The sequence below is a fragment of the Enterobacter sp. PL_is514 genome, assembly GCF_055816715.1.
In genome coordinates, this window is the sequence record NZ_JBVPGN010000036.1 from 87,654 (window position 1) to 112,966 (window position 25,313).

General features: G+C 53.9%; 27 protein-coding genes. 6 read left to right on the forward strand and 21 right to left on the reverse strand.

All coding sequences use genetic code 11. The annotated features are described in order from the left end of the window. Positions 1–129 precede the first annotated feature (129 nt). Complete coding sequence (locus AC0TNG_RS20725; RefSeq protein WP_023310735.1) at positions 130–747, forward strand: flavin reductase family protein; 618 nt, start codon at positions 130–132, stop codon at positions 745–747. On the opposite strand, the gene rna is transcribed toward AC0TNG_RS20725, so the two are convergent. Both rna and dcuC read right to left on the reverse strand, forming a co-directional pair. After that, positions 741–1,550 carry a ribonuclease I gene (gene rna / locus AC0TNG_RS20730; protein ID WP_024907007.1) on the reverse strand — a complete coding sequence of 270 codons (810 nt, stop codon included), beginning with the start codon at positions 1,548–1,550 and terminating at the stop codon, positions 741–743. The two genes, AC0TNG_RS20725 and rna, sit on opposite strands and share 7 nt — an antisense overlap. A 94-nt stretch (positions 1,551–1,644) precedes the next feature. Further along, on the reverse strand, positions 1,645–3,012 hold the full coding sequence (gene dcuC / locus AC0TNG_RS20735; protein ID WP_032649567.1) for an anaerobic C4-dicarboxylate transporter DcuC: 1,368 nt from the start codon (positions 3,010–3,012) through the stop codon (positions 1,645–1,647). Positions 3,013–3,405: 393 nt separating this feature from the next. On the opposite strand from dcuC, the gene pagP reads away from it, so the two are divergent. Both pagP and cspE read left to right on the forward strand, forming a co-directional pair. Further along, on the forward strand, positions 3,406–4,023 hold the full coding sequence (gene pagP, locus AC0TNG_RS20740; RefSeq protein ID WP_080350496.1) for a lipid IV(A) palmitoyltransferase PagP: 618 nt from the start codon (positions 3,406–3,408) through the stop codon (positions 4,021–4,023). A gap of 190 nt (positions 4,024–4,213) precedes the next feature. Further along, positions 4,214–4,423 (forward strand): transcription antiterminator/RNA stability regulator CspE, encoded by a 210-nt coding sequence (gene cspE / locus AC0TNG_RS20745; RefSeq protein WP_002439184.1) that lies wholly within the window; start codon positions 4,214–4,216, stop codon positions 4,421–4,423. 219 nt (positions 4,424–4,642) lie between these two features. On the opposite strand, the gene crcB is transcribed toward cspE, so the two are convergent. Beyond that, entirely contained in the window at positions 4,643–5,026 is a 384-nt protein-coding gene (gene crcB, locus AC0TNG_RS20750; RefSeq protein WP_024907010.1) for a fluoride efflux transporter CrcB, read from the reverse strand. Positions 5,027–5,093: 67 nt separating this feature from the next. Here crcB and AC0TNG_RS20755 point away from each other — a divergent pair, with 67 nt between their 5' ends. Next, on the forward strand, positions 5,094–5,882 hold the full coding sequence (locus AC0TNG_RS20755; RefSeq protein WP_473713052.1) for a deaminated glutathione amidase: 789 nt from the start codon (positions 5,094–5,096) through the stop codon (positions 5,880–5,882). A 125-nt stretch (positions 5,883–6,007) separates the two neighbouring features. After that, positions 6,008–6,211, forward strand: coding sequence for a twin-arginine translocase subunit TatE (gene tatE, locus AC0TNG_RS20760; RefSeq protein WP_023310742.1), 204 nt, complete (start codon positions 6,008–6,010; stop codon positions 6,209–6,211). Positions 6,212–6,292: 81 nt separating this feature from the next. On the opposite strand, the gene lipA is transcribed toward tatE, so the two are convergent. The 14 genes from lipA to leuS all read right to left on the reverse strand — a co-directional run bounded on the left by lipA (position 6,293) and on the right by leuS (position 21,256). After that, positions 6,293–7,258 carry a lipoyl synthase gene (gene lipA / locus AC0TNG_RS20765; protein WP_024907012.1) on the reverse strand — a complete coding sequence of 322 codons (966 nt, stop codon included), beginning with the start codon at positions 7,256–7,258 and terminating at the stop codon, positions 6,293–6,295. Positions 7,259–7,465: 207 nt separating this feature from the next. Continuing rightward, positions 7,466–8,419, reverse strand: a complete 954-nt coding sequence (locus AC0TNG_RS20770; protein ID WP_473713053.1) for a YbeF family transcriptional regulator — start codon at positions 8,417–8,419, stop codon at positions 7,466–7,468. Between the two features lie 291 nt (positions 8,420–8,710). Then, complete coding sequence (gene lipB / locus AC0TNG_RS20775) at positions 8,711–9,352, reverse strand: lipoyl(octanoyl) transferase LipB (RefSeq protein WP_024907014.1); 642 nt, start codon at positions 9,350–9,352, stop codon at positions 8,711–8,713. A gap of 95 nt (positions 9,353–9,447) precedes the next feature. After that, entirely contained in the window at positions 9,448–9,711 is a 264-nt protein-coding gene (gene ybeD / locus AC0TNG_RS20780) for a DUF493 family protein YbeD (protein WP_003858718.1), read from the reverse strand. A gap of 106 nt (positions 9,712–9,817) precedes the next feature. Further along, on the reverse strand, positions 9,818–11,029 hold the full coding sequence (gene dacA / locus AC0TNG_RS20785; protein ID WP_014069323.1) for a D-alanyl-D-alanine carboxypeptidase DacA: 1,212 nt from the start codon (positions 11,027–11,029) through the stop codon (positions 9,818–9,820). 139 nt (positions 11,030–11,168) lie between these two features. Next, positions 11,169–12,281, reverse strand: a complete 1,113-nt coding sequence (rlpA, locus tag AC0TNG_RS20790) for an endolytic peptidoglycan transglycosylase RlpA (protein ID WP_473713054.1) — start codon at positions 12,279–12,281, stop codon at positions 11,169–11,171. A 16-nt stretch (positions 12,282–12,297) separates the two neighbouring features. Further along, entirely contained in the window at positions 12,298–13,410 is a 1,113-nt protein-coding gene (mrdB, locus tag AC0TNG_RS20795; protein ID WP_008501037.1) for a peptidoglycan glycosyltransferase MrdB, read from the reverse strand. Between the two features lie 2 nt (positions 13,411–13,412). Next, positions 13,413–15,314, reverse strand: a complete 1,902-nt coding sequence (mrdA, locus tag AC0TNG_RS20800; RefSeq protein ID WP_032649564.1) for a peptidoglycan DD-transpeptidase MrdA — start codon at positions 15,312–15,314, stop codon at positions 13,413–13,415. A gap of 28 nt (positions 15,315–15,342) precedes the next feature. Then, positions 15,343–15,810 (reverse strand): 23S rRNA (pseudouridine(1915)-N(3))-methyltransferase RlmH, encoded by a 468-nt coding sequence (gene rlmH, locus AC0TNG_RS20805; RefSeq protein ID WP_003858701.1) that lies wholly within the window; start codon positions 15,808–15,810, stop codon positions 15,343–15,345. A 3-nt stretch (positions 15,811–15,813) separates the two neighbouring features. Continuing rightward, a complete protein-coding gene (gene rsfS / locus AC0TNG_RS20810; RefSeq protein ID WP_023334893.1) occupies positions 15,814–16,131 on the reverse strand; it encodes a ribosome silencing factor in 318 nt (105 codons plus the stop codon). A gap of 269 nt (positions 16,132–16,400) precedes the next feature. Continuing rightward, the gene (gene nadD / locus AC0TNG_RS20815; RefSeq protein WP_473713055.1) at positions 16,401–17,066 is read right to left on the reverse strand and encodes a nicotinate-nucleotide adenylyltransferase; all 666 of its coding nucleotides are present in this window, start codon (positions 17,064–17,066) and stop codon (positions 16,401–16,403) included. Next, positions 17,059–18,090: a DNA polymerase III subunit delta gene (holA, locus tag AC0TNG_RS20820; protein WP_024907018.1), complete on the reverse strand. Its 1,032-nt coding sequence runs from the start codon at positions 18,088–18,090 to the stop codon at positions 17,059–17,061. The genes nadD and holA overlap by 8 nt, the downstream gene beginning before the upstream one ends. Further along, positions 18,090–18,659, reverse strand: a complete 570-nt coding sequence (gene lptE / locus AC0TNG_RS20825) for an LPS assembly lipoprotein LptE (RefSeq protein ID WP_407859583.1) — start codon at positions 18,657–18,659, stop codon at positions 18,090–18,092. The genes holA and lptE overlap by 1 nt, the downstream gene beginning before the upstream one ends. Before the next feature lie 14 nt (positions 18,660–18,673). Next, the gene (leuS, locus tag AC0TNG_RS20830; RefSeq protein ID WP_208763618.1) at positions 18,674–21,256 is read right to left on the reverse strand and encodes a leucine--tRNA ligase; all 2,583 of its coding nucleotides are present in this window, start codon (positions 21,254–21,256) and stop codon (positions 18,674–18,676) included. Positions 21,257–21,470: 214 nt separating this feature from the next. Here leuS and AC0TNG_RS20835 point away from each other — a divergent pair, with 214 nt between their 5' ends. Then, positions 21,471–21,953 (forward strand): zinc ribbon-containing protein, encoded by a 483-nt coding sequence (locus tag AC0TNG_RS20835; RefSeq protein WP_023617134.1) that lies wholly within the window; start codon positions 21,471–21,473, stop codon positions 21,951–21,953. A 147-nt stretch (positions 21,954–22,100) separates the two neighbouring features. On the opposite strand, the gene rihA is transcribed toward AC0TNG_RS20835, so the two are convergent. From rihA to gltJ, 4 genes are all read right to left on the reverse strand, one after another. Continuing rightward, entirely contained in the window at positions 22,101–23,042 is a 942-nt protein-coding gene (gene rihA, locus AC0TNG_RS20840; protein WP_473713056.1) for a pyrimidine-specific ribonucleoside hydrolase RihA, read from the reverse strand. Between the two features lie 120 nt (positions 23,043–23,162). After that, positions 23,163–23,888, reverse strand: coding sequence for an amino acid ABC transporter ATP-binding protein (locus AC0TNG_RS20845; RefSeq protein WP_014883001.1), 726 nt, complete (start codon positions 23,886–23,888; stop codon positions 23,163–23,165). Further along, positions 23,888–24,562 (reverse strand): glutamate/aspartate ABC transporter permease GltK, encoded by a 675-nt coding sequence (gltK, locus tag AC0TNG_RS20850; RefSeq protein ID WP_032649550.1) that lies wholly within the window; start codon positions 24,560–24,562, stop codon positions 23,888–23,890. Before gltK ends, AC0TNG_RS20845 begins: the two co-directional genes overlap by 1 nt. Further along, positions 24,562–25,302 (reverse strand): glutamate/aspartate ABC transporter permease GltJ, encoded by a 741-nt coding sequence (gene gltJ, locus AC0TNG_RS20855; protein ID WP_008501048.1) that lies wholly within the window; start codon positions 25,300–25,302, stop codon positions 24,562–24,564. The genes gltK and gltJ overlap by 1 nt, the downstream gene beginning before the upstream one ends. Positions 25,303–25,313: the final 11 nt, after the last annotated feature.

The following is a 25,313-nucleotide window of genomic DNA, read 5'->3' on the forward strand; positions in this document are numbered from 1 at the left end:
TGAAGTGATGAAAGTCACATTCATGGTCCATATGAATTTTCGCTGAAATTTATTCAGTCTTCATTCCTGGCGGAATACGTTACGCTGAGTGTCCTGAATCCGGGCGTTGCCCGCCAACGAGAGAGCACTATGTACTTCTATCAACCGTCTCAGGGACACGGCCTGCCGCATGACCCGCTGAACGCCATTATTGGTCCACGTCCGATAGGCTGGATCTCCTCATGCGATAAGGCCGGTCAGCTGAACCTTGCGCCGTATAGTTTCTTTAACTGCTTTAACTATCGCCCACCGATCATCGGCTTTTCCAGCAACGGCTGGAAGGACAGCGTGCGTAATATTACTGAGACAAAAGAGTTTGTCTGGAATCTGGCGACGCGCGATCTCGCGCAAGCGATGAACCAAACCTCCGCGATGCTTCCCCACGACCGGGATGAATTTAGCTTTGCCGGACTTACGCCAGCGGCCAGCCAGCTGGTTAACGCCCCACGCGTTGCAGAAAGCCCGGTGAATTTTGAGTGTCGACTGTCGCAGTGCATTCAGCTTACCGGTGCCGACGGTACGCCGGTGGACACGTGGCTGGTGTTGGGGGAGGTGGTCGGTATCCATATTGCCGAAACGCTGCTGGAAGAGGGGATATACCAGACGGCGAAAGCGCAGCCCATCCTGCGTGCGGGTGGGCCGACGGCGTACTATGGTATCAGCGATGAAAACCGGTTTGATATGGTGCGCCCGGGCGCGGATCAGTAGCCGGCTTTATCAATCACGAATTGGTTTCCGCAGTTACCCGGATGTGGCTGCGGGGCAAATGAGGTCGCAGAAAGCGGGTTGTTAATGGCGTTTGCCTTCAGCGAAATCTGCATCTCGGTGAGATACGCCGGATTGCCGTTGCAGGTCAGCTTGAACGCTTTGACGTTCTCGTTGCCCCAGCTTTTGGCCACGGCACTATCAAAATCACTACGGTTGACGGATTTCCCGTAGTTATCGGCGAGGAATTTTCCGACCGCACTGTTTTTAACCTCCTGATTCATCCGTACCATCGTGCCGAAATAGGCATCCGGGTCAAAACCAAAGCAGACGCCATGTTTGGCATATTCGTAGCGTTCCAGGCAGGAATTCCCGCCCGCGCCCGGCATCACGTCATTGAGCTTTGCGGCAGCGGAAAGCGACAGTCCGGTTTCGGCGGCATCGCATTTGCGGCTGGCCTTCACTTCCGGCATGTTCGGAATGGGGCGTGTGGCGCAGCCAAAACGCATCCATCGACGGTCATCCACGCCGCGTGCGGCAATAGATTTCGGCAGGCCGGGCCATAACCCGTGCACGGTCAGAAAATCGGCTTTATTCTCGCGCTCTTTTTGCAGGCGACATTCGTCAGGTTCATTACGGTTGCGCTCAACCATGCTCTGACAAAACCCGGTTTGCCAGGACAAAGCCAGCACATAGCGATCGAAATCGCCATATTGGGTTGCCTTCAGCGGTTCCGCCTGTGCGGAGAAGATACAGAGTGCAAGCGCCATTGCGCCAGACGGGATGACGATATCCTTCCTGAACATATGATTTCCTGATCGAATGAGCGTGATTAATTTCTGAGGGTTATTAAAGCATAAAAAGCGCCCGCAGGCGCTTTTTGGATATCCCTAATTTAGCTTAGGCCGCGCCGGGAACCAGCACTTCCGTGGCGATAATCACGATAATCAGGCCAACCATAACGGGCACTGAGGTACGTTTTACCACTTCGAATGGTGAGATTTTCGCCATCCCGGCAACGGCGACAACCACGCCTGATACCGGGGAGATGGTACGGCCCAGGTTTGACGCTTGCAGCATGGGTATGGAGAGATAGGCCGGGTTAATACCAGAGGAGTGAGCCAGTTTCGGGATCATCTCAACGAAAGCGTAGAAAGGCGCATTACCGGAACCCGTGGTCATCGCCGCCAGCATGGTGAGCACCACCAGAACCAGCATCAGGATAATACTGGCCGATCCGAACGAGGTGGCGATAGAGATCAGGCTCTGGATAAAGCCGATGGTGCTCAGACCCTGGGCAAAAACGCCCGCTGCCACCAGCAGCATCACCACGCCAGCGAAGGCATCCGCCATACCGCGATAGGCAACTTCCAGACCCGAGAACACCTTTTGCGTGTTAAAACCACGCACAAATTCCAGCACGGCAGCCAGCAGCATGCAGATAACCAGAATGGTGATGATGTGCAGCTGCGGACCCCATTTGCCGTCAAAAATCAGCACCCCGATAATCGGCGTGAAGGGCAGAATGGCATAAAACGCGGGAGCGGTAGTGGTGATTTCACTCACGTCCATCATTTCATGGCTGATGTTTTCTTTCTTATCGAGATAGCGCTGCCAGAAGAAATGCGCGATACCCATGCCGACAATGGCAACAATGGAGATCGGCAGCGTGGTTTTAAAGGCGAAGTCGATGAGCGACATCTCCGCTGCCTTTGCCGCCAGCACGACGTCGCCGGAGGTAGGGGAAAGAATAATCGCTGCCGGAGACGCGCAAATGGCTGCTGCCGCGCCGCGGCTGATACCGACGTTCACCATGACCGGGAACAGTGTGGCCATCAGCAGTACGCCAAGTCCGGTAGCCGACGAAACGGCCAGCGACATCAGGCAGGCGAGGAAATAGGCGGCGACCATCAGCAGATACGGCGAGTTAATGTACTGCAGGGGTTTGGAGGCAAGTTTAACGACCATGTCGTTGGCGCCGATGTGGGTCATGTAGGCCGCAAAACCACACAGCATCATGATCATCATGCCCAGATCGCCGCCGCGGCTCATGAGCAATATTTTAATGTATTCAACAATATCTGTAGCGGTGTAACCGGTGCTCGTGGCGCTGGCAGGTAACACCTGGTGCCCCATCAGTGCGCTGATAATCAACAGCGTTAAACCGCCAACAAATAATACGCCCGTGGCCGAGTAGCCTTTAATGATGTAGCGCGCGACGCCGACAATGACGACGACTCCAATAAGGAGCTCGAATAACGTAAGCATGATTTCCCCTGTATCTCTGCTGCAGTGGAGCACAAAAAATCAATAAAAAAAGAAGGATGGAAATGTGCCGAATAATTGGCCTGTTCTTGCTGATTAAAATCAATAAACAGACGACTAGAGAACAGAACAAGCGTGTTTTTGCCATGGCCCATACATTTATACCATGAGGGTCTTGACCATCAGAAATGGCGCAATGTGTCCCAATAATGATAACAAATTGTTAATGTTTTGTGCGGTTTTGCATGTCACTGATTACGAACGCTAAATGGAAAAAGTCACACCTCTTGTAGGCTTATTTGAGCATATCCCCCGATTTCTTTAAGAATATTCCCGGAAAATGGCCGAATAATTAGGAATAACGCCGATGCCGTTAAGCCTTGATTCAACTATTTTATGGTAAACTTTGCCTCGAATACTAAGAATGGTAATTGCATTGTGATCGTACGTAATACATTTTTCTCTGTTTTGTTGTTTATTTTTGGGCAGTTAACGTTTTCTTCTGTTGCACAGGCAGAAGGCAACGCGACGGACAAAGGCTGGTTCTCCACCTTTACGGATAATGTTTCCCAGACCTGGACGGCTCCTGAACATTATGATCTCTATGTTCCGGCAATAACGTGGCATGCGCGTTTTGCTTATGACAAAGAGAAAACCGATAAATACAACGAGCGTCCGTGGGGCGCGGGTTTTGGTCAGTCTCGCTGGGACGAAAAGGGAAACTGGCATGGCATCTATCTGATGGCCTTCAAAGACTCGTTTAATAAATGGGAGCCGATTGGGGGGTATGGTTGGGAGAAAACCTGGCGTCCGCTAGCGGACGAGAACTTCCACGTCGGTTTGGGCTATACCGCCGGGGTCACTGCACGTGACAACTGGAACTACATCCCGATCCCGGTGCTGCTGCCTTTGGCCTCTATTGGCTATGGCCCCGCAACGTTCCAGATGACCTACATCCCGGGTACGTACAACAACGGAAACGTTTACTTTGCCTGGATGCGTTTTCAGTTTTAACTGACAAAACGTTACATTGCGGTGAAAAAACGCGCAGGCGTTGATTCATAAACGATAAAAATCTGCCAGTGAAAATTAACGCGACTTTAGTCACTTTTTATCAAAGATCCGCTGGACAAAAGGTCCCACAATTGATGTACTGGTAACCGACACAGCATTTGTGTCGTTTTTTAATGTAAAGGTAATTTTGATGTCTAAGATTAAAGGTAACGTTAAGTGGTTTAATGAGTCCAAAGGATTCGGTTTCATTACTCCTGAAGATGGCAGCAAAGACGTGTTCGTACACTTCTCTGCAATCCAGTCTAATGGTTTCAAAACTCTGGCTGAAGGTCAGCGTGTAGAGTTCGAAATCACTAACGGTGCCAAAGGCCCTTCTGCTGCTAACGTAATCGCTCTGTAATTCAGACGCGTCAGCAAGAATTTCAAAACCCGCTCCCTGAGCGGGTTTTTTTCGTTTTGAATCAGCCAAGCAGATACATTTTCAGGAAGCTGGCAACGATCAGCACGCTTAACAACACCATGCCTGCGCTCATCAGACTCTGTTTCATTCTGTCACCCTCGTTCAGTTCTGCATTCAGAGTGACAGAGAAAAATTAAGCCAACATTAACGGTTCGACGGTTAATGCGTGCTTGCGGAGGAAAAGAGCCAAAATGCGATCCCCGTCATCGCAAACGAGCCGAGCATGTTAATCGCGATGTTCGCCAGTGCCCAGCCGATACGGCCTTCCTGAAAGAGAAACACGACTTCTGCGGAGAACGTCGAGAAGGTGGTTAACCCGCCGCAGAAACCCGTCGTAATCAGGACCTTCCACATCGGGTCGATGTGCGTCATTCGGTTAAACCAGGCCAGACCCATGCCAATGATAAAGGCACCAATCAGGTTAGCGGCCAGTGTCCCCATAGGAATCGCCTGATGCAGAGGATTAAACCGCATACTCAGAAACCATCGCGCAACGCTACCCGTTCCCCCACCAATAAAAACGGCTAAAAGTAGTTGTAACACGCTAAATACCTGCTATTTGATGTGTAAGAGAAGCGAGTTTAACTCCGTTTATGATGAGGGGACAAATATGTATGTTGCGGTAGGGCAATTTGCGGTCACGCCTGACTGGCATGAAAATGCGCTCACGTGCGTCAACCTGATGAAGCAGGCCTGGCAGAAAGGCGCGTCGCTGCTGGTTCTCCCCGAAGCGCTGCTGGCCAGGGATGATAATGACCCGGATTTATCGGTGAAGTCCGCGCAGCCGCTGGACGGCGAGTTCTTGCAGCAACTGCTCGCCCAGAGCGTGGGCAATACGATGACGACGATCTTAACGATCCATGTTCCCTCAACGCCGGGTCGCGCAGTCAATACGCTGGTGGCGATTCGTAGCGGGGCCATTGTCGCCCGCTACACCAAGCTGCATCTCTATGATGCGTTCAGCATTCAGGAGTCGCGGCGCGTCGACCCCGGAGACAGTATCCCACCGCTTCTGGAGATTGACGGACTTAAGGTTGGGTTGATGACCTGCTATGATCTGCGTTTTCCCGAGCTGGCGCTCCATCTGGCGCTGCAGGGTGCGGACGTACTGGTACTCCCTGCCGCGTGGGTTCGCGGGCAGTTAAAAGAGCACCACTGGGCAACGCTGCTTGCGGCGCGTGCGCTGGATACAACCTGCTATGTGGTTGCCGCAGGGGAATGTGGCACGAAAAACATCGGGCAAAGCAGGGTGGTCGATCCGCTGGGGGTGACGATCGCCGCCGCCGCTGAAGCCCCGCATTTGCTGGTGGCGGAGATAAACTTAGAGAGAATTACGCTTGCACGTCAGCAACTACCTGTTCTTCGCAATCGTCGGTTTGCGCCACCGCAATTATTGTGATGTTTTTTTCAACAATGCTTGATTCACCTTGTTACAGATTGCTATTGTGTGCACGCGCTAAATGACCGTTAATACAATCAGGTTTTGGCGCTGAATGCAGCCTGTTTTAAGTAAAGAAGGTATCTATGGGTGAGATTAGTATTACCAAACTGCTGGTGGTTGCCGCACTGGTCGTCCTGCTGTTTGGTACCAAGAAGTTACGCACGCTGGGTGGTGACCTGGGGGCTGCCATCAAAGGCTTTAAGAAAGCAATGAACGACGATGATGCAGCGGCGAAGAAAAGCGCCGAGGATGACGTCCCGGCAGACAAGCTTTCTCACAAAGAGTGACAGCAACGCCTGAGGGCTTGCGAAAAAAAACCGGCTCATGAGGCCGGTTTTTTTGTATTACTGTAAAAGAATATTACAGCATTATTTAACTTCTTCGCCTTTTGCCTGCATATCGGCGTGGTATGAGGAGCGAACGAACGGGCCGCAGGCTGCGTGGGTGAAGCCCATCGCCATCGCTTCGGCTTTCATTTCATCGAACTCATCCGGGCTCACGTAGCGCTGTACCGGCAGGTGGTGACGGCTTGGCTGCAGATACTGCCCCAGGGTCAACATGGTCACACCGTGGCGGCGAAGATCGCGCATCACCTCAATGATTTCCTCATTGGTTTCACCCAGCCCCACCATCAGACCAGACTTGGTCGGAATATGCGGATGCGCTTCTTTGAAACGCTCCAGCAGTTTCAGAGACCAGTTATAGTCAGCACCCGGGCGGACCTGACGGTAGAGACGCGGCACGTTCTCCAGGTTGTGGTTAAACACATCTGGCGGCGTTGCGGTCAGGATATCCAGCGCGCGGTCCATACGGCCACGGAAGTCAGGCACCAGCGTCTCGATTTTGATGTTAGGGCTTTTCTCGCGAATGGCCGTAATACAGTCGGCGAAGTGCTGAGCACCACCGTCACGCAGATCGTCACGGTCAACGGAGGTGATAACCACATAGCGCAGCGCCATGTCAGCAATGGTCTGCGCCAGTTTCTGGGGTTCGTTAGCATCAGGTGCAACCGGACGGCCATGAGCAACATCGCAGAACGGGCAGCGGCGGGTACAGATAGCACCCAGAATCATAAACGTCGCGGTACCGTGATTGAAACATTCAGCAAGGTTCGGACAAGAGGCTTCTTCACATACGGAGTGAAGGCCATTCTTGCGCATCGCCGCTTTGATCCCCTGGATACGCGAAGAGTCGGCCGGAAGTTTGATTTTCATCCATTCCGGTTTTCTTAACAGCGCCTCGCGCTCTGTAGCCACGTTTTTAACCGGGATAAGGGCCATTTTATCGGCATCGCGGTATTTAACACCGCGTTCCATCACAATGGGTTTACTCATAGCGTGCGTGTTCCAGTTGCGAATATCGAAGGAAAGCGTTTCAATTCAAGGGAATGTTGTATTTATCAACTATTTTTGAACGAACGACAGGCAGTATATCATTGAAACGGTCGTTAAAGCAGCCTGCCAGATCGCCAATTTGTAAAATAGTTGTTGTTTTGTGCCTTTCGCCCTGCCTGGTGCAGGGTCTTGTGCTGGCTAAACCTGTCAGAAGGCCTGACGGATAATGCGGATGACGTTTTCCAGAACCGGGTCGCGTAAACTCAGCTTGTTGTAATGCAGTGAAATTTCGATTGATTCCGCATTAAGCTGACTGAGTGGAATGCTCTCGAGCGGCCAGCATTTTTGTAGCAGGCTGTACAGGCGCGATGGCATAACGCACAGCATATCGCTGCTGCCGATCAGCGATGCGGTGGTAAACATATTGTAACTGCTGAAGCTGATCTGACGTTCCGGGAAAATTTCATCAATACGCTGACGAAGGGCGTGGTTAGACTGCCCTTCGGTCATGAAAGACGAGTGGTCGTAGTTGCGCAGGTTTTCGATGGTCAGCGGTTCGCTGAGAACCGGATGCTGCTGCCGGCAAACCAGCACCAGGTTATCCGAATAGAGCACATATTGACCCAGCGCTCTGGCACTGAAGCTGCCGCTTTCAATAATCAGGTCCGTCTGGAACTGGGCAAGCTGAATGTCAGGTTCATTGAGCGGCACATTACGAAGCAGGAGCTGCGGAGCATGCTCTTTCACGGCCTGGAAGATCGCCGGCATCACCAGCACACCCACAGAAGGGGAACAGCCGATGGTGATGGTTCTCTGCTTATCATAGCTCCCGGTTAAATCCAGTGCGCCCAGAATCGACTCCAGCCCCTGGCTGATGTACTCGTGGAGATGCGTGGCGTAAGCCGTCGGCGTTACCCCCTGGCCCTTACGGATAAATAACGGGTCAGGAAATATAGCGCGTAGCTTTTGGATTGACTGACTTATTGCTGATGGCGTGAGATTAAGAATTTTCGCAGCGTTAACGATACCTTTATGGACATATACTGCCTCAAAAATAGTCAGTAAATTGAGATCAATATTACGTAAAGTCCGAAAAATTTGCGGCTTGTCTTCGCCACCAGGTTCATTCAGTCGTTTGGCTGGTAAATTATTATACTCCACGCTTTCACCCCGTATACATTCACAATATGAATGATAGTTGAATTTATTTATTATGCTTGTAGAGATTCGTAAAGTGTTGGTTTTGTTTCACTTGTTTATCAAAAGCAAACAGTTGTGTGATAATTGCTCACGTTACTTATGCCGTGTTTGCCGAGCTTGCTGGAGGCTAAATAATATGTAGCGGTAATATTCGGGCGCTTCGAAAATATAGAATCTGTGGATTATTGTAAAGTGCAAAAGCGGTAAATAAACAGTGGCCCGTCAAATTATCGAGCCCTGTTGTACGATATATTAAGCAGGGATATATTCGTGTGGGGGATTGTTAAGTAGCGCTAACACGTTCTTCAAAAGCACGGGACGAATATGTTCGGGCGTAGCGGCTTCTACCCACTGGCGCATTTGCGTCATTTCCATGCCGGCGTAGCCGCAGGGGTTTATGCGCTGGAACGGCGCGAGATCCATATTGATATTCAATGCCAGGCCATGGAATGAACAGCCTTTTCGAATACGCAGCCCCAGGGAGCAGATCTTCATTTCCCCAACGTAAACGCCCGGCGCATCGGCACGCGGATGCGCGTCAATACCATATTCCGCCAGCGTGTTGACGACGGTTTGTTCCAGTAAAGTGACCAGTTCACGCACGCCCAGCTTTCTGCGTTTCAGATTGAGCAGGACGTACATCACCTGCTGCCCGGGCCCATGGTACGTGACCTGACCGCCGCGATCGCTCTGAATAACCGGGATATCTCCCGTCATTAATAGATGTTCTGCTTTACCCGCCTGACCCTGCGTAAATACCGGCAGGTGTTCGACCAGCCAGATTTCATCTGGGGTGCTGTCATCGCGTGAATCGGTGAAGTCATGCATGGCCTGGGAGACAGGCTCATAAGGTTGCAGCCCGAGGTGACGGACCAGAATTTTATCCTGATACAAAACTGCGTCTCCGAAGACGAGGGACAAAAGGTGTGGGGGGAGTATATCACAGCGGGGAGAAGGGTTACCCGGCAAACCGGGTAACCGCAAAGGGACTACAGTACCATACGAACGATTTCGATATTGCCGAGCTCTTCGTACAGCGTCTCAACCTGCTCAATGTGTGTCGCAGTGATGGTGATAGAAACCGAGTGGTAGTTGCCCTTGCTGCTTGGTTTTACTGACGGAGAGTAGTCACCCGGCGCATGGCGCTGTACCACTTCAACCACCTGATCAACCAGCTCAGGTTTCGCCAGACCCATTACTTTGTAGGTAAATGGGGTAGGGAATTCAAGCAGTTCGTTAAGTTTGGTTTTCATGTCAGCTCCGGCGTAACGTCAAAAAATAATAACTCCCACGTCAGGTGGGAGTTATCAGGATACTTAGTATATGGGGATCAAAATCACACTTTCAAGTGTTCAATTTTTAACCAAACCAGTGGTGGAACATCAATTTAATGTAATCAATGATTTTGCCGAAGAAATTGCCTTCAGGAATTTCTTGCAGGACAACCAGCGGACGCTGATCGATCGTTTTTCCATCCAGCTGGAAGTTGATCGTGCCTACAACCTGGTTTTTCTGCAGTGGAGCGTGCAGCTCGGTGCTGTTCAGCACGTAGCTGGCTTTCAGATCCTTCATACGACCGCGCGGAATGGTCAGGTAGAGGTCTTTATCAACGCCGAGAGAAGCACGGTCGTTGTCGCCGAACCAGACGGGTTCAGACGCAAACTCTTTGCCTGCTTTCAGTGGATTCACGGTTTCGAAGAAACGGAAGCCCCAGGTCAGCAGCTTCTTGCTTTCTGTTTCACGACCTTTAAAGGTGCGGCCGCCCATCACGGCAGAGATCAAACGCATCTGACCTTCAGTAGCAGAGGCCACCAGGTTGTAGCCCGCTTTGTCGGTGTGGCCAGTTTTAATGCCGTCAACGTTCAGGCTGTTATCCCACAGCAGACCGTTACGGTTGGTCTGACGAATCCCGTTGAAGGTGAACTCTTTTTCTTTGTAGATAGAGTATTCGTTAGGGACATCGCGGATCAGCGCCTGACCAATCAGGGCCATATCACGTGCGGAGCTGTACTGACCGTCTGCGTCCAGGCCGTGTACGGTCTGGAAGTGGCTGTTTTTCAGACCCAGCGCGGTAACGTAGCTGTTCATCAGACCCACGAAGGCATCCTGGCTACCGGCGGCGAAATCGGCCATCGCCACGCAGGCATCGTTACCCGACTGCAGGTTGATACCACGAATCAGCTGGGAAACAGGAACCTGCATACCCGGCTTCAGGAACATCAGAGAGGAACCTTTGAAGACAGGGTTCCCGGTTGCCCACGCATCATTACCGATGGTGACCAGATCCGATTCTTTGAATTTACCTGCCTTCATCGCCTGGCCGATAACGTAGCTGGTCATCATTTTGGTCAGGCTGGCCGGATCACGGCGGGCATCGGCATTCTGTTCTGCCAGCACTTTGCCAGAGTTGTAATCGATCAGGATGTAGGATTCCGCATCGATTTGCGGAACGCCAGGGATCATGGTCTTGATATTCAGGTCATCGGCGTGAGCTGCAGAAAGAGCAGCCGCGCAAAGGGCCGTGGTCAGCGCCATGCGCTGCACAAAACGAGCAGAAAAAGTGGTCTTCATGGTCAGAACTACGACATCCGTGATGGAATTAAAAAAAGTGCCTTACTATAGCAAATGCTATTCAGGCAGGCATCCGACTTTAAGCATGAGTTTGTGAATGTGTTTTACACTAACTGACAATTCGGATACCGCCGGTTAATTATTTCGCAACAGCGATAAATGACTGAAGTTGAGCTTCATTCTGCAGACGCTGCTGCAGGGAGGCTGCCTGCGATTTGCTGGCAAACGGCCCCATCTGAATGCGCCAGACCGCGCCGTTCTGCTCAACGCGTCCTGGTACGCCAAACTGCTGGCTCAAACGCTGTTGATACTGTTTGGCCCGGGCCTGATCGCTCACTGCGCCTACCTGAACCACATAGTTTCCGCTGGCCGCTGCTGGAGCTGTCACCGCCGCACTTTGCGTGGCCGCTGGTGCCGTTACGGGAGCCGGCTGGGTCGCTGGCGCAGCGACGGGAGCAGGGGCTGGAGTGGGTTCACTGCCTTCCAGCACGCCCGCGGCTAAGGTCGTCGGTGCGCCAAGAAAGCCGCTACTCTTTACCGGTGCGCCGGTAGCATCCTCGCTTTGCAGCGTGTCATTGCTGATCGGGCGTATTTCTCCTCCCGGCTGAGCAGGCTCTGCCGGAGACGAGACGCTTCCCATTCCGCCGTCAAGATTTGGGCGGTCAGGAAGGGCATAGGTCTGTTTCGCCACCGTTGTACACGCGGTACCCGGTCCGGAGAGCGAACCATCCTGCGCGACGATAATCGGGTCAATACGAACTTTGGTGTTGTTCGAGGTGTTCAGGCGATCGGCAGACGCGCGCGAGAGGGAGATCACCCGGTCATTCCCGTACGGGCCGCGATCGTTGATACGCACGACGATCATGCGGCCATTCGCCAGGTTGGTGATACGGGCGTAGCTCGGAATCGGCAGCGTTGGGTGTGCCGCCGTCAGTTGCATTGGGTCGAACGCCTCCCCGGAAGCCGTCAGGTTACTGCCTGGCTCGGCATCATAAATGGCGGCAAAGCCTGCCTGACTGAAACGGGAAGGATCCTGAACAATTTTATAGCTTTTGCCGTCGCGCTCGTAATCCTGATTGGCACTGGCATTCAGCGGTTCATAAACGGGATCGGCACCGCTGATTTCAACGATCGGGCCATTACACACCGCAGGCTGCGGCGGCGCGACGGTTGCCTGTTGCTGACCATCATCACTTGTGCAGGCCGCAAGTAAACTTGCCGCGATGCAGATCTCCAGCCACTGCTTACGCATTCCGATCCCCTTATTTTTATACGCTTTTTGACAACATTTTTCTGTGGGTATGGATCGACATCACGATACCAAACCCGGCCATCAACACGATCAGTGCCGAGCCTCCGTAACTCACCAGCGGCAGCGGTACGCCTACCACCGGCAGAATACCACTCACCATACCAATATTTACGAAGACATAAACGAATAAAATCAGCATCAACCCGCCAGCCATGACGCGACCAAACGTGGTTTGTGCACGCGCTGCAATCCACAATCCCCGCATGATCAGCAGGACATACAGCGCAAGAAGTATCAGAATGCCAACCAGCCCCAGTTCTTCCGCCAGTACGGCAAAGATAAAATCGGTATGGCGTTCCGGTAAAAATTCCAGCTGCGACTGCGTACCGTGCAGCCAGCCTTTACCGCGCAGGCCCCCGGAGCCAATTGCAATCTTCGACTGAATAATATGATAGCCCGCGCCCAGCGGATCGGTTTCCGGATCGAGTAGCATCATGACGCGCTGGCGCTGGTAATCGTGCATCAGGAAGAACCAGAGAATAGGGATGAACGCCGCTATCAGCACCACCGCGATGCCAATCAGGCGCCAGCTCAGGCCCGACAGGAAGAGGACAAACAGGCCGGAGAGCGCGATAAGGATTGAGGTCCCCAGGTCAGGCTGGGCCGCAACCAGCAGCGTTGGCAGGAAAATCAGCACCAGCGCGATAGCGGTATTTTTCAGAGATGGCGGACAGACGTCGCGGTTGATAAAGCGTGCCACCATTAATGGCACGGCGATTTTGGCAATCTCCGAGGGCTGGAAGCGGACAATCCCCAAATCCAGCCAGCGCTGCGCCCCTTTTGAAATGGCGCCAAACGCATCTACCGCAACCAGCAAAATAATACAGAAGATGTAGAGGTAGGGCGCCCAGCCTTCGTAGACGCGCGGCGGGATCTGCGCCATTACCACCATAATGATCAGACCCATGGCGATCTGGCCGATTTTGCGCTCCATCATGCCGATGTCCTGGCCGCTCGCGCTCCAGATAACCAGGGCGCTGTAAACCAGCAGGGCCAGCAGGATCAGCAGCATGGCTGGGTCGATGTGGATTTTGTCCCACAGCGATTTTTTATTTGGATTATCCGTCATGATTATTGGTCCTCCGCCGCAGCGGCGGCCGGGTTTTCAGCCGGCAGTTCGGTGTTGTTATCACCCAGCATAATGTGGTCAAGGATCTGGCGCATGATGGTCCCTACAGCTGGACCGGCACCGCCGTTCTCCAGAATCATCGCCACCGCGACCTGCGGGTTATCATAAGGGGCAAACGCCGTCATCAGCTTATGGTCACGCAGACGTTCAGCAATGCGGTGCGCGTTATAGGTTTCGTTGGCTTTCAGACCGAACACCTGCGCAGTACCGGATTTCGCGGCCACTTTGTACGGCGTACCGGTGAAGTACTTATGCGCGGTACCGTTCGGGCGGTTTGCCACGCCGTACATACCGTCTTTCGCAATTTCCCAGAAGCCGGAATGAATGTCACCCACCGGGGCTTCGTGCGGCTGGTTCCACGGCACTTTTTTGCCGTCTTCAACCGTGCTCTGTAGCAGATGAGGCACTTTTACCACGCCGTCATTGATGAGGATCATCATGGCCTTGTTCATCTGAAGCGGTGTTGCCGTCCAGTAGCCCTGGCCGATACCCACCGGAATGGTGTCACCCTGATACCACGGTTTTTTAAAGCGCTTCAGCTTCCATTCGCGCGTCGGCATGTTGCCAGAACGTTCTTCGGAAAGGTCAACGCCGGTGTAATGCCCGTAACCGAATTTGCTCATCCACTCTGACAGGCGGTCGATCCCCATGTCATACGCCACCTGATAGAAGAAGGTATCCGCAGATTCTTCCAGCGATTTGGTGACGTTCAGATGACCGTGGCCCCATTTTTTCCAGTCACGATAGCGTTTATCTGAACCAGGCAGCTGCCACCAGCCCGGGTCAAACAGGCTGGTATTGCGGTTGATGACGCCAGCACTCAGTGCTGAGACCGCCACGTACGGCTTAACCGTTGATGCCGGCGGATAAACCCCTTGCGTTGCGCGGTTCACCAGCGGCGTGTTCGGGTCATTCAGCAGACCGGAATAGTCTTTACTGGAAATGCCGTCAACGAACAGGTTCGGGTCATAGCTAGGCATGGAAACCATTGCCAGGATGCCGCCGGTACGAGGATCGGTGACCACAACGGCTGCACGGCTGCCCGCCAGCAGGGTTTCGATATACTGCTGCAGCTTAAGGTCGAGGGTCAGATAGACGTCATGCCCCGCCTGAGGCGGCACTTCTTTCAGCTGGCGGATCACTCGGCCGCGGTTGTTAACCTCAACTTCTTCATAGCCGGTTTGCCCGTGCAAAACGTCTTCGTAGTAACGTTCGATCCCCAGCTTACCGATATCGTGCGTTGCCGCGTAGTTTGCCAGCTTACCGTCTTTATCAAGGCGGTCGACGTCTTTGTCGTTAATCTTGGAGACGTAGCCAATCACATGCGTCAGCGCGGAGCCGTAGGGGTAGTAGCGACGCTTATAACCCTTCACTTCCACGCCGGGGAAGCGGTACTGGTTTACCGCAAAGCGGGCCACCTGGACTTCCGTCAGGTTGGTTTTAACCGGAATGGAGGTGAAACGGTGAGAGCGGGAGCGCTCTTTTTTGAAGGCCGCGATATCGTCATCGTTAAGGTCGACAACGCTTTTCAGCGCTTCCAGCGTATCCTGAACATTATCGACTTTTTCCGGCATCATCTCGATTTGATAGATGGTGCGGTTTAACGCCAGCGGTGTGCCGTTACGATCGTAAATAATGCCGCGGCTGGGGGCGATAGGCACCAGCTTGATACGGTTTTCGTTTGAGCGCGTCTGGTAGTCGGTAAAGCGGACAATTTGCAGATTATAAAGGTTGGCGATCAGCACGCCGGTAAGCAGCAAAATCCCGGTAAAGGCGACCAGCGCCCGGCGCACAAACAGCGCGGACTCAGCCGTATAGTCGCGAAAAGAATTCTGTAGTTTCATCCGCTGCTTAATCTACCCTGGTCAGTCATTACTCGCGGTGATAGGGGTGGTTGGTAGTAATGCTCCACGCGCGATACAGGCTCTCTGCCACCAGTACCCGAACGAGCGGGTGGGGAAGCGTCAGCGCGGAGAGGGACCAACTTTGTTCAGCCGCCGCTTTGCAGGCGGGGGATAACCCTTCTGGACCGCCAATCAACAGACTGACGTCACGGCCATCCTGCTTCCAGCGCTCCAGTTCGTGCGCCAGTTGCGGCGTATCCCAGGGTTTTCCTGGAATATCGAGGGTGACGATGCGGTTTTTGCCTGCGGCAGCCAGCATCAGTTCGCCCTCTTTATCGAGAATACGTTTGATATCCGCGTTCTTGCCGCGCTTACCGGCGGGAATTTCCACCAGTTCGAACGGCATGTCTTTTGGAAAACGACGCAGATATTCAGTAAAACCGGTTTGTACCCAGTCCGGCATTTTGGTGCCGACGGCGACCAGCTGCAACTTCACGCATTAACCCCAGAGTTTTTCCAGCTCATACAGGCGACGGCTCTCGTCCTGCATGACGTGGACAATTACATCGCCGAGGTCGACAACCACCCAGTCAGCCGTTGCTTCACCTTCAACACCCAGTGGCAACAGTCCTGCTGCACGCGATTCCTGAACCACGTGATCGGCAATCGAAACAACATGACGCGTAGATGTACCGGTGCAGATGATCATGCAGTCGGTAATACTGGATTTACCCTTAACGTCGATAGCGATGATGTCCTGACCTTTCAGGTCATCAATTTTGTCAATAACAAAATCCTGGAGTGCTTTACCCTGCAAGTTTTCCCCCTGGGGTGAATGAGATTGTAAAACGTTGAATTCGTAGCCAGACAGTATACCTGAACTCACGCCTGTGTCGGGACAAATGTCTCCGGCCGGGCTTTTGAAGGCGGGTATCATCCCACCCTCTGCCTGAGATTGCATCGCCATTTTTGTAAAACAATTTCTGTAAAGCAATGATCGGCGGGAAAGTCTGGCAGCGGAGAATAACAGTATGGCTTAACCTGTCAAGGCAGGATAAACAATAAGCCGCTTTTTATGCCCTCCGGCTATTCATCTGCGCTTTTCTGATACAACCCGTGCGTATGGATATACGCCAGCACCGGGGCTGGCAGTAGATCGTCACAGGCTAAACCCTGCTGTAAACGCTCACGTATGAGGGTTGCAGAGATATCGAACCACGGCGTTTCCGCCAGATAGATCTTCCCGGCAGGCCGATTGTGAAGATCTTCAACATTATCGGTGAGATGATCTTCCAGCCACTGCTGGTACTGCGCTTCACGCATGGTCAGAGGATAGCCAGGGCGGCGGCAGACGAGCAGATGGCTGTTCTCCAGAATGGTTTCATACTGATGCCATGTGGGTAAATTCAGCAGGGAATCCTGGCCGATGATAAACGCCAGCGGCTGGTCTGGACCCTGTTCTGCGCGCCACTCCTGAAGCGTCTGTGACGTCCAGGAGGGCGTGTCGCGACGCAGCTCACGCTCATCAAGTTGGAAGAGCGGTTTATCTTCGATGGCAAGGGCGAGCATCGCTTTTCGCTGCTCGCTGGTCGCCTCCGGCTGTGGACGATGGGGCGGAACATTATTGGGCATGATAGTGACGCGCTGAAGGCCGATCAAATTCGCCAGAATTTCAACCGGCTTCAGGTGCCCGTAATGTACCGGGTCGAAGGTGCCGCCATACAGGGCCTGTAAAGAATGCATACTATCCATCAATAAAAACGTCTGCCAGCGCCTTGTGGCAGAGCAGCAGAGAAAGGCTTTCCAGCTCCGCCCAGACCGACTGGCCGTAATCTTGTTTTAACGTGAGCTCAGCGCGCATCAGAAGCTGTACAGCCTGACGAAGCTGCTCATGACTCAGGCGGTTGACGGCCTCGGTGGTCAAAGCCCTGCGATTTTGCCACACGCGGTGTTTATCAAACAGCGAACGCAGCGGCGTATGGGCAGACTGGCGCTTGAGCGTAATCAGCAGCAGTAATTCGCGCTGCAGCGTACGCAGCAGAATAACGGGTTCGCTCCCTTCAAGACGCAGCTGTTGCAGAATATGCAGGGCGCGTTTGCTTTTTGCCGACAGTAGCGCGTCCACCCAGTGGAACGGCGTGAAGTGCGCCGCGTCGTTAACGGCCTGCTCGACGCGCGGCAAGGTCAGCTTGCCATCCGGCCAGAGCAGGGAGAGTCTGTCCAGCGCCTGCGCCAGGGCCAGCAGGTTACCTTCATAGCAGTAGCACAGCAGTTGATTCGCCGCATCATCCAGTTGGAGGTTGTTCTGCTTCGCTCTCGCTGACACCCATTTGGGCAGATGCGCCTGCTCAGGCGTCTGACAGGTGACCTGCACCGCGTGGGCTGCGATCTGGGTAAACCACGCCGCGTTTTCCTGGGCTTTGGTAAGCTTGTTGCCACGCACAATAAAGAGCAGATCGCTGTGTAACAGGCTGACCAGCGTAGCGAGCTGCTCGTTCATGGCCGCGTTAGGACCATTTTCCGGCAGCAGGATCTGAATAGTCTGGCGCGAGGCGAAAAGGCTCATCGCCTGACAAAGCGAGAAGAGGGCGTTCCAGTCGGTGTTGTTGTCCAGTTGGACGGTGTGGTGTTCATCGAAGCCCTGCGCTGCGGCAGCATGCCGCACGGCATCCTGGCTTTCCTGAAGTAATAACGGATCGTTTCCAAGAAGCAGATACGCCGCGCGCAGCCCTTCATTGAGCTGCGCGCGGAGTTGTTCAGGATACAGCCTGATCATCATTTACCCAGAGAGTTAGCAGCAGGAAGCGTGCCAGCAATCGGTTTTTCAACGATGTCAGATCCTTGTTTAGTTGACGCTGCAATACTTGGCAGTTTACGGATCAGCTGTTCCGCTGCCTTGTCGTACATTTCGTTGATGATAATCTGCTGTTCGGCATCTTTTGCCAGCGCTGTCTGCGGGTTATCGAAGAACGAACGGTATACTTTCGTGCTGATCGGGTAGATGTCTTTACCGGGGATCAGGACTGCCGCGTCGACCGTCAACACCATCTGATACTCAGCTGTACGGCCATCCTGGAAGATAGAGGCTGTATCTCTCGACAGGCCGCCACCTATAACACGCAGAGACGGTACATCCTGGCGCAGGGTTTGTTTTTCGACAATCTCTACGCCGTTGAGACGCAGCTGATTACGAATGGCCCGGCTGAGTGGGCCATTCGGATCTGGTGAGTCGAAAATCATCGTTTTCATCTCAGCGGGCACCGCCGTGGTATTGCGCAGGTGCCAGCCACAGCCAGCGGTGACAAGCACCGCCAGTGATAAGAGTATTGTTGCCAGTTGTCGCACGTTTCCTCCCGCGCTTAGCCAACGACCAGATTGAGCAGTTTACCCGGTACGTAGATCACTTTACGTACGGTAACGCCCTCAAGATATTTTGCGACCAGAGGTTCCTGGCCCGCGCGCTCGCGAACCTGTTCTTCGGTTGCATCGACCGCCACGGTAATTTTACCGCGGACTTTGCCGTTCACCTGGACCACGACCAGCGTCGTGTTTTCCACCATCGCTGATTCGTCAGCCTGCGGCCACGGCGCGTTGTCGATATCGCCTTCGCCTTTCAGCTCCTGCCACAGGGTAAAGCTAACGTGCGGCGTGAACGGGTTCAGCATGCGAACAACGGCCAGCAGCGCTTCACGCATTAAAGCACGATCCTGCTCGCCGTCCTGCGAAGCCTTCGCCAGCTTGTTCATCAGTTCCATAATAGCCGCAATTGCGGTATTGAAGGTCTGACGACGACCAATATCATCGGTCACTTTTGCAATCGTTTTATGAACATCGCGACGCAGCGCCTGCTGATCTTCAGTCAGTGCGGCGGCATTCAGCGCCGGGGCATCGCCCAGGGCGGTGTGTTCATAAACCAGTTTCCAGACGCGTTTCAGGAAGCGGTTCGCGCCTTCAACCCCCGACTCCTGCCATTCCAGGGTCATGTCCGCCGGAGAGGCAAACATCATGAACAGACGCACGGTATCCGCACCGTAACGCTCAACCATCACCTGCGGATCGATACCGTTGTTTTTAGACTTGGACATCTTGCTCATGCCGGTGTAGACCAGCTCATGACCTTCGGCGTCTTTTGCCTTCACGATACGGCCCTTCTCGTCGCGCTCGACGATCGCATCAACCGGAGAAACCCAGTTACGCTCGCCGTTGGCACCGACGTAATAGAAGGCATCCGCCAGCACCATGCCCTGGCACAGCAGCTGTTTTGCAGGTTCGTCAGAGTTCACCATGCCCGCATCGCGCATCAGCTTGTGGAAGAAGCGGAAGTAGAGCAGGTGCATGATGGCGTGTTCGATACCACCGATGTAGATGTCTACCGGAAGCCAGTAGTTTGCCGCTTTGGAATCCAGCATACCGTCCTGATACTGCGGGCATGTGTAGCGCGCATAGTACCAGGATGACTCCATAAAGGTGTCAAAGGTATCGGTTTCACGCAGCGCAGGCTGACCGTTGACGGTGGTTTTTGCCCACTCAGGATCGGCTTTGATCGGGCTGGTGATGCCGTCCATGACGACGTCTTCCGGCAGGATCACCGGCAGCTGATCTTCTGGCGTTGGCATCACGGTGCCATCTTCCAGCGTCACCATCGGGATTGGCGCACCCCAGTAACGCTGACGGGAAACGCCCCAGTCGCGCAGACGGAAGTTAACTTTACGCTCGCCCACGCCAAGGGAGGCCAGCTTGTCGGCGATGGCGTTAAAGCCCTCTTCGAAGCTCAGACCGCTGAATTCACCGGAGTTGAACAGGGTGCCTTTTTCAGTCAGCGCGTTTTCGGACAGGTCTGGTTCAGAACCATCGGCGGCCAGAATAACGGCTTTAATCGGCAGGTTGTATTTGGTGGCAAACTCGTAGTCGCGCTGATCGTGGCCCGGAACAGCCATTACCGCACCTGTACCGTACTCCATCAGCACGAAGTTCGCTGCCCAGACCGGGATCGCTTCGCCAGTCAGCGGATGCTTAGCATAGAAGCCTGTCGCAACGCCTTTTTTCTCCATCGTTGCCATGTCGGCTTCGGCCACTTTGGTGTTGCGGCACTCATCGATGAAGGTAGCCAGTTCCGGATTGTTTTCTGCCGCTTTCTGCGCCAGCGGGTGACCTGCGGCCACGGCCAGGTAGGTCGCGCCCATGAAGGTGTCCGGACGGGTAGTGTAGACAGTCAGAGTCTGGTCGTAGTTCTCAACGTTGAAGGTAATCTCCACGCCTTCAGAACGGCCGATCCAGTTGCGCTGCATGGTCTTAACGGTATCTGGCCAGTGGTCGAGGTTATCCAGATCGTTCAGCAGCTCATCAGCGTAAGCGGTGATTTTGATAAACCACTGTGGGATCTCTTTACGCTCAACTTTGGTGTCACAGCGCCAGCAGCAGCCATCGATAACCTGTTCGTTCGCGAGAACGGTCTGGTCATTCGGACACCAGTTAACGGCAGAGGTCTTCTTATACACCAGGCCTTTTTTGTACAGCTCGGTGAAGAACTTCTGCTCCCAGCGGTAGTATTCCGGGGTACAGGTTGCCAGCTCGCGGCTCCAGTCATAGCCAAAGCCCAGCATTTTGAGCTGGTTTTTCATGTACGCGATGTTGTCGTATGTCCACGGGGCCGGTGCGGTGTTGTTTTTGACCGCCGCGCCTTCCGCAGGCAGACCGAACGCATCCCAGCCGATAGGCTGCAGAACGTTTTTGCCCAGCATGCGCTGGTAACGTGCAATCACATCGCCAATGGTGTAGTTACGCACATGGCCCATGTGTAGTCGACCAGAAGGATAGGGAAGCATCGACAGGCAGTAATACTTCTCTTTGCTCTCGTCTTCGGTTACTTCAAAGGTGCGCTTCTCGTCCCAGTGTTGCTGGACTTTTGATTCTATCTCTTCCGGGCGGTATTGCTCTTGCATGGCAGCCAGTGGTCCTGTTTTCAATACAGCTACAAATGTAGCCAATGGATGTGGTCATTCAGATCCGCATAGCATAGCCCAAACGCCCGCGTCAAAACAGCCTTTCGCACAAATGCGCTTTGCAGGAATTTACCGGGTCTGTGCTTCACCTGACAAAGCGGCGATGAAATAAGGTCTATTATTAGAAATAGTTACTTACCCGGGAGGCAAAATGATGAACAAGGTTGCTCAATTTTACCGCGAACTGGTGGCGACACTGACGGAACGACTGCGTAACGGCGAGCGCGATATCGATGCGCTGGTGGAGCAGGCGCGTGCCCGCGTGTCGCAAACGGGTGAGTTAACGCGAACCGAAGTGGAAGAGGTGACGCGCGCCGTGCGTCGCGATCTGGAAGAGTTCGCGCGCAGCTACCAGGAGAGCCAGGAGGAGGTCACGGACAGCGTTTTCATGCGGGTGATCAAAGAGAGCCTGTGGCAGGAGCTGGCCGATATTACGGATAAAACGCAGCTGGAGTGGCGTGAGGTCTTTCAGGATTTGAACCACCATGGTGTCTATCACAGTGGTGAGGTAGTCGGGCTGGGAAATCTGGTGTGCGAGAATTGCCACCACCATATTGCGGTGTATACGCCGGAGGTTCTGTCGCTGTGCCCAAAATGCGGCCACGATCAGTTCCAGCGTCGTCCGTTTGAGCCCTAGGTAAAAGCGCAGGTTTGCTCCCTCTCCCCATGGGAGAGGGTCGGGGTGAGGTCATCAGGCCGCACAAGGTAAAAGTAAAACGGCAACCATGTTGCCGTTTTTAGTGTGTGCTCCCTCTCCCCGTGGGAGAGGGCCGGGGTGAGGGCATCAGGCCGCACTATAATAAGCCAGTCTTTCCGCCAGCAAATCCACAAACGCCTCCCTGTCGATGTCCACCATCACGGTAGTATTCGGCTTATTCCCCGTCAGCGAGTAATAATCCACCACCGTCATTCCCTGGGTGTATTTTCCCTGCGTTTCCACGCCAACCCAGCGGTCAACCGTGGTGAATATCTCAGGCTTTAACAGCCAGGCAATCGTGCACGGGTCGTGCAGGGGCGCGCCGTGGAAGCCCCACTTCTCGGCTTTGTGATACTCCATAAAGAAGTCGAGCAGCTCGGCCACGGTTGTCGCGACCGGATTACCAACGGAACGGAAGCGCTCAATATCGTCCGCCATAATCTGCGCGCGATGGGTAACGTCCAGTCCCGCCATCACAATCGGTAAGCCGGACTGGAAGACAATCTCAGCGGCTTCCGGGTCGACAAAGATGTTGAACTCCGCCGCAGGCGTCCAGTTACCCAGCCCCATGGCCCCGCCCATGATGACGATACGGGCTATTTTGCTGTGCAGTTCAGGGTGGCTGTTCAGCAGCAGCGCGACGTTGGTTTGCGGCCCGGTAGCCACCAGCGTCACGGGTTCCATGCTCTCGCGCAGCACCTTCGCCATCAGCTCCACGGCGGTGCAGTTTTGCGGCGCGAAGCCCGGCTCCGGCAGCGCCGGACCGTCCAGCCCGCTTTCACCATGCACGTTATCCGCGATAATTAATTCACGCATCAGGGGCTTGAGGGCTCCACCAGCGACGGGAATATCGGTACGCTTGAGCAACGTCAGCATACGCAAAACGTTACGCAGCGTTTTATCCGGCGTCTGGTTTCCGGCAGAAGAGGTGACGGCTTTGACGTCGAGTTCAGGGGAGGCAAGTGCAAGGACGAGCGCGATCGCGTCATCATGACCCGGATCGCAATCGAGAATAATAGGCTGTGCCATAGCGTTCTCCATACGTAGCGTTATTTTGTGACAAGGTTAACGCTGCAATGTGACGCCGACGAGAGGAAGTGAGTGAAAGCGTGAAGCAGTGCGCAATCCGCAGATTGCGCACCGGGAAGATTAGTGCAGGATTTTGGCGAGGAAGTCTTTGGCGCGCTCGGATTTCGGGTTAGCGAAGAACTCTTCTTTCGGTGAGTCTTCGACAATTTTCCCTTCGTCCATAAAGATCACGCGGTTGGCCACCTTACGGGCGAAGCCCATTTCGTGGGTCACCACCATCATGGTCATCCCTTCGTGCGCCAGTTCGACCATCACGTCCAGCACTTCGTTGATCATCTCCGGATCGAGCGCCGACGTGGGCTCATCAAACAGCATCGCCACCGGATCCATGCACAGCGCGCGGGCGATCGCCACACGCTGCTGTTGGCCGCCAGAAAGCTGCGCCGGGAACTTATCGGCATGCGCAGAAAGCCCAACGCGTTCCAGGAGCTTCAGACCTTTCTCGCGCGACGCTTTTTTATCACGCTTAAGCACTTTTACCTGCGCCAGCGTCAGGTTCTCAATAATAGAGAGGTGAGGGAACAGCTCAAAATGCTGGAATACCATGCCAACGTGAGAGCGAAGCTGGGCGAGGTTGGTTTTCTTGTCGTTGACTTTAGTACCGTTGACGACGATCTCACCCTGCTGCACTGGCTCCAGTCCGTTGACGGTTTTGATCAGCGTCGATTTACCGGAACCTGACGGCCCGCACACTACCACCACGTCGCCTTTTTTCACTTCGGTGGAGCAGTCGGTCAGCACCTGAAAGTGCCCATACCATTTAGAAACATTTTTCAGGGAAATCATTATACCGTCCTTTTCTTCAGCCAGCTGACCAACAGCGACGCGCTTAAACTAATCACAAAATAGACCGCACCCGCGAAGAGCACCATCTCAACCTGCGTACCATCACGCTCACCGATGGTTGACGCGGTACGGAAGAAGTCTGCCAGGCTCAGAACGTAGACCAGCGAGGTATCCTGGAACAGCACGATACCCTGGGTCAGCAGGAGCGGAACCATGGCGCGAAACGCCTGCGGCAGAATAATGAGCTGCATGGACTGCCAGTGCGTCATCCCCAGCGCCAGCGCGGCGCTGGACTGTCCGCGGGAGATACTCTGAATGCCCGCTCGGATAATCTCTGAATAGTAAGCGGCTTCAAACATCGAGAACGCTACCATCGCCGAGATCAGACGGATATCGGTTTTCGGCGACAGCCCCAGCACGTTCTGCAGGAAGCCGGGCACGATCAGGTAAAACCACAGCAGCACCATCACCAGCGGGATGGAGCGGAATACGTTAACGTAAGCGGTCGCGAACCAGGCGAGCGGCTTAAAGCTCGACAGACGCATAACGGCCAGCAGGGTGCCCCAGACGATACCGACGATGATGGCAATGACGGTGATTTTTAAGGTAATCATCAGGCCATCAAGCAGGTAAGGCATGGATGGAACGATAGAACTCCAGTCAAATTCGTACATTATTTGCCCCCCATGTTGCCCGGCAGGCGAATTTTGCGTTCAACCAGGTTCATCACCAGCATGATGAAAGCGTTTATCAGAACATAGGCGAGCGTGATCGCGGTGAAGGATTCCCACGCGTGAGCGGAGTAATCCAGCAGCTTGCCCGCCTGTGCAGCCATATCGACCAGGCCAATGGTCGAGGCGATGGCCGAGTTTTTCACCAGGTTCATCATCTCGGAGGTCATCGGCGGAACGATGACGCGGTAGGCGTTAGGCAGCAGCACGTAGCGGTAGGTCTGTGGCAGGGTTAACCCCATCGCCAGACCCGCATTTTTTTGTCCACGGGGCAATGACTGAATGGCGGCACGCACCTGCTCGCAAACGCGCGCAGCGGTAAACAGCCCCAGACACATCATGGAGGAGACAAAGAACTGTACGTTCGGATCCAGTTCCGACTTGAACCACATGCCAATATTTTCCGGAAGCAGTTCCGGGATAACCAGATACCAGGTAAAGAATTGCACGATCAGCGGAACGTTACGGAACAGTTCCACATACAGGGTGCCGAGTGTTGAAAGAAAACGGTTAGGGACGGTGCGCAGAATACCGAACAAAGAACCGACAAGAAACGCGATGATCCACGCCGTTATCGATAATGCCACGGTGACCTGAAAGCCGCTCCACAGCCAGCCAAGATAGGTGGTGTTGCCGAACGGGGCTTGTTGCAGAAATATGCCCCAGTTCCAGTCGATTGACATAATAAACTCCA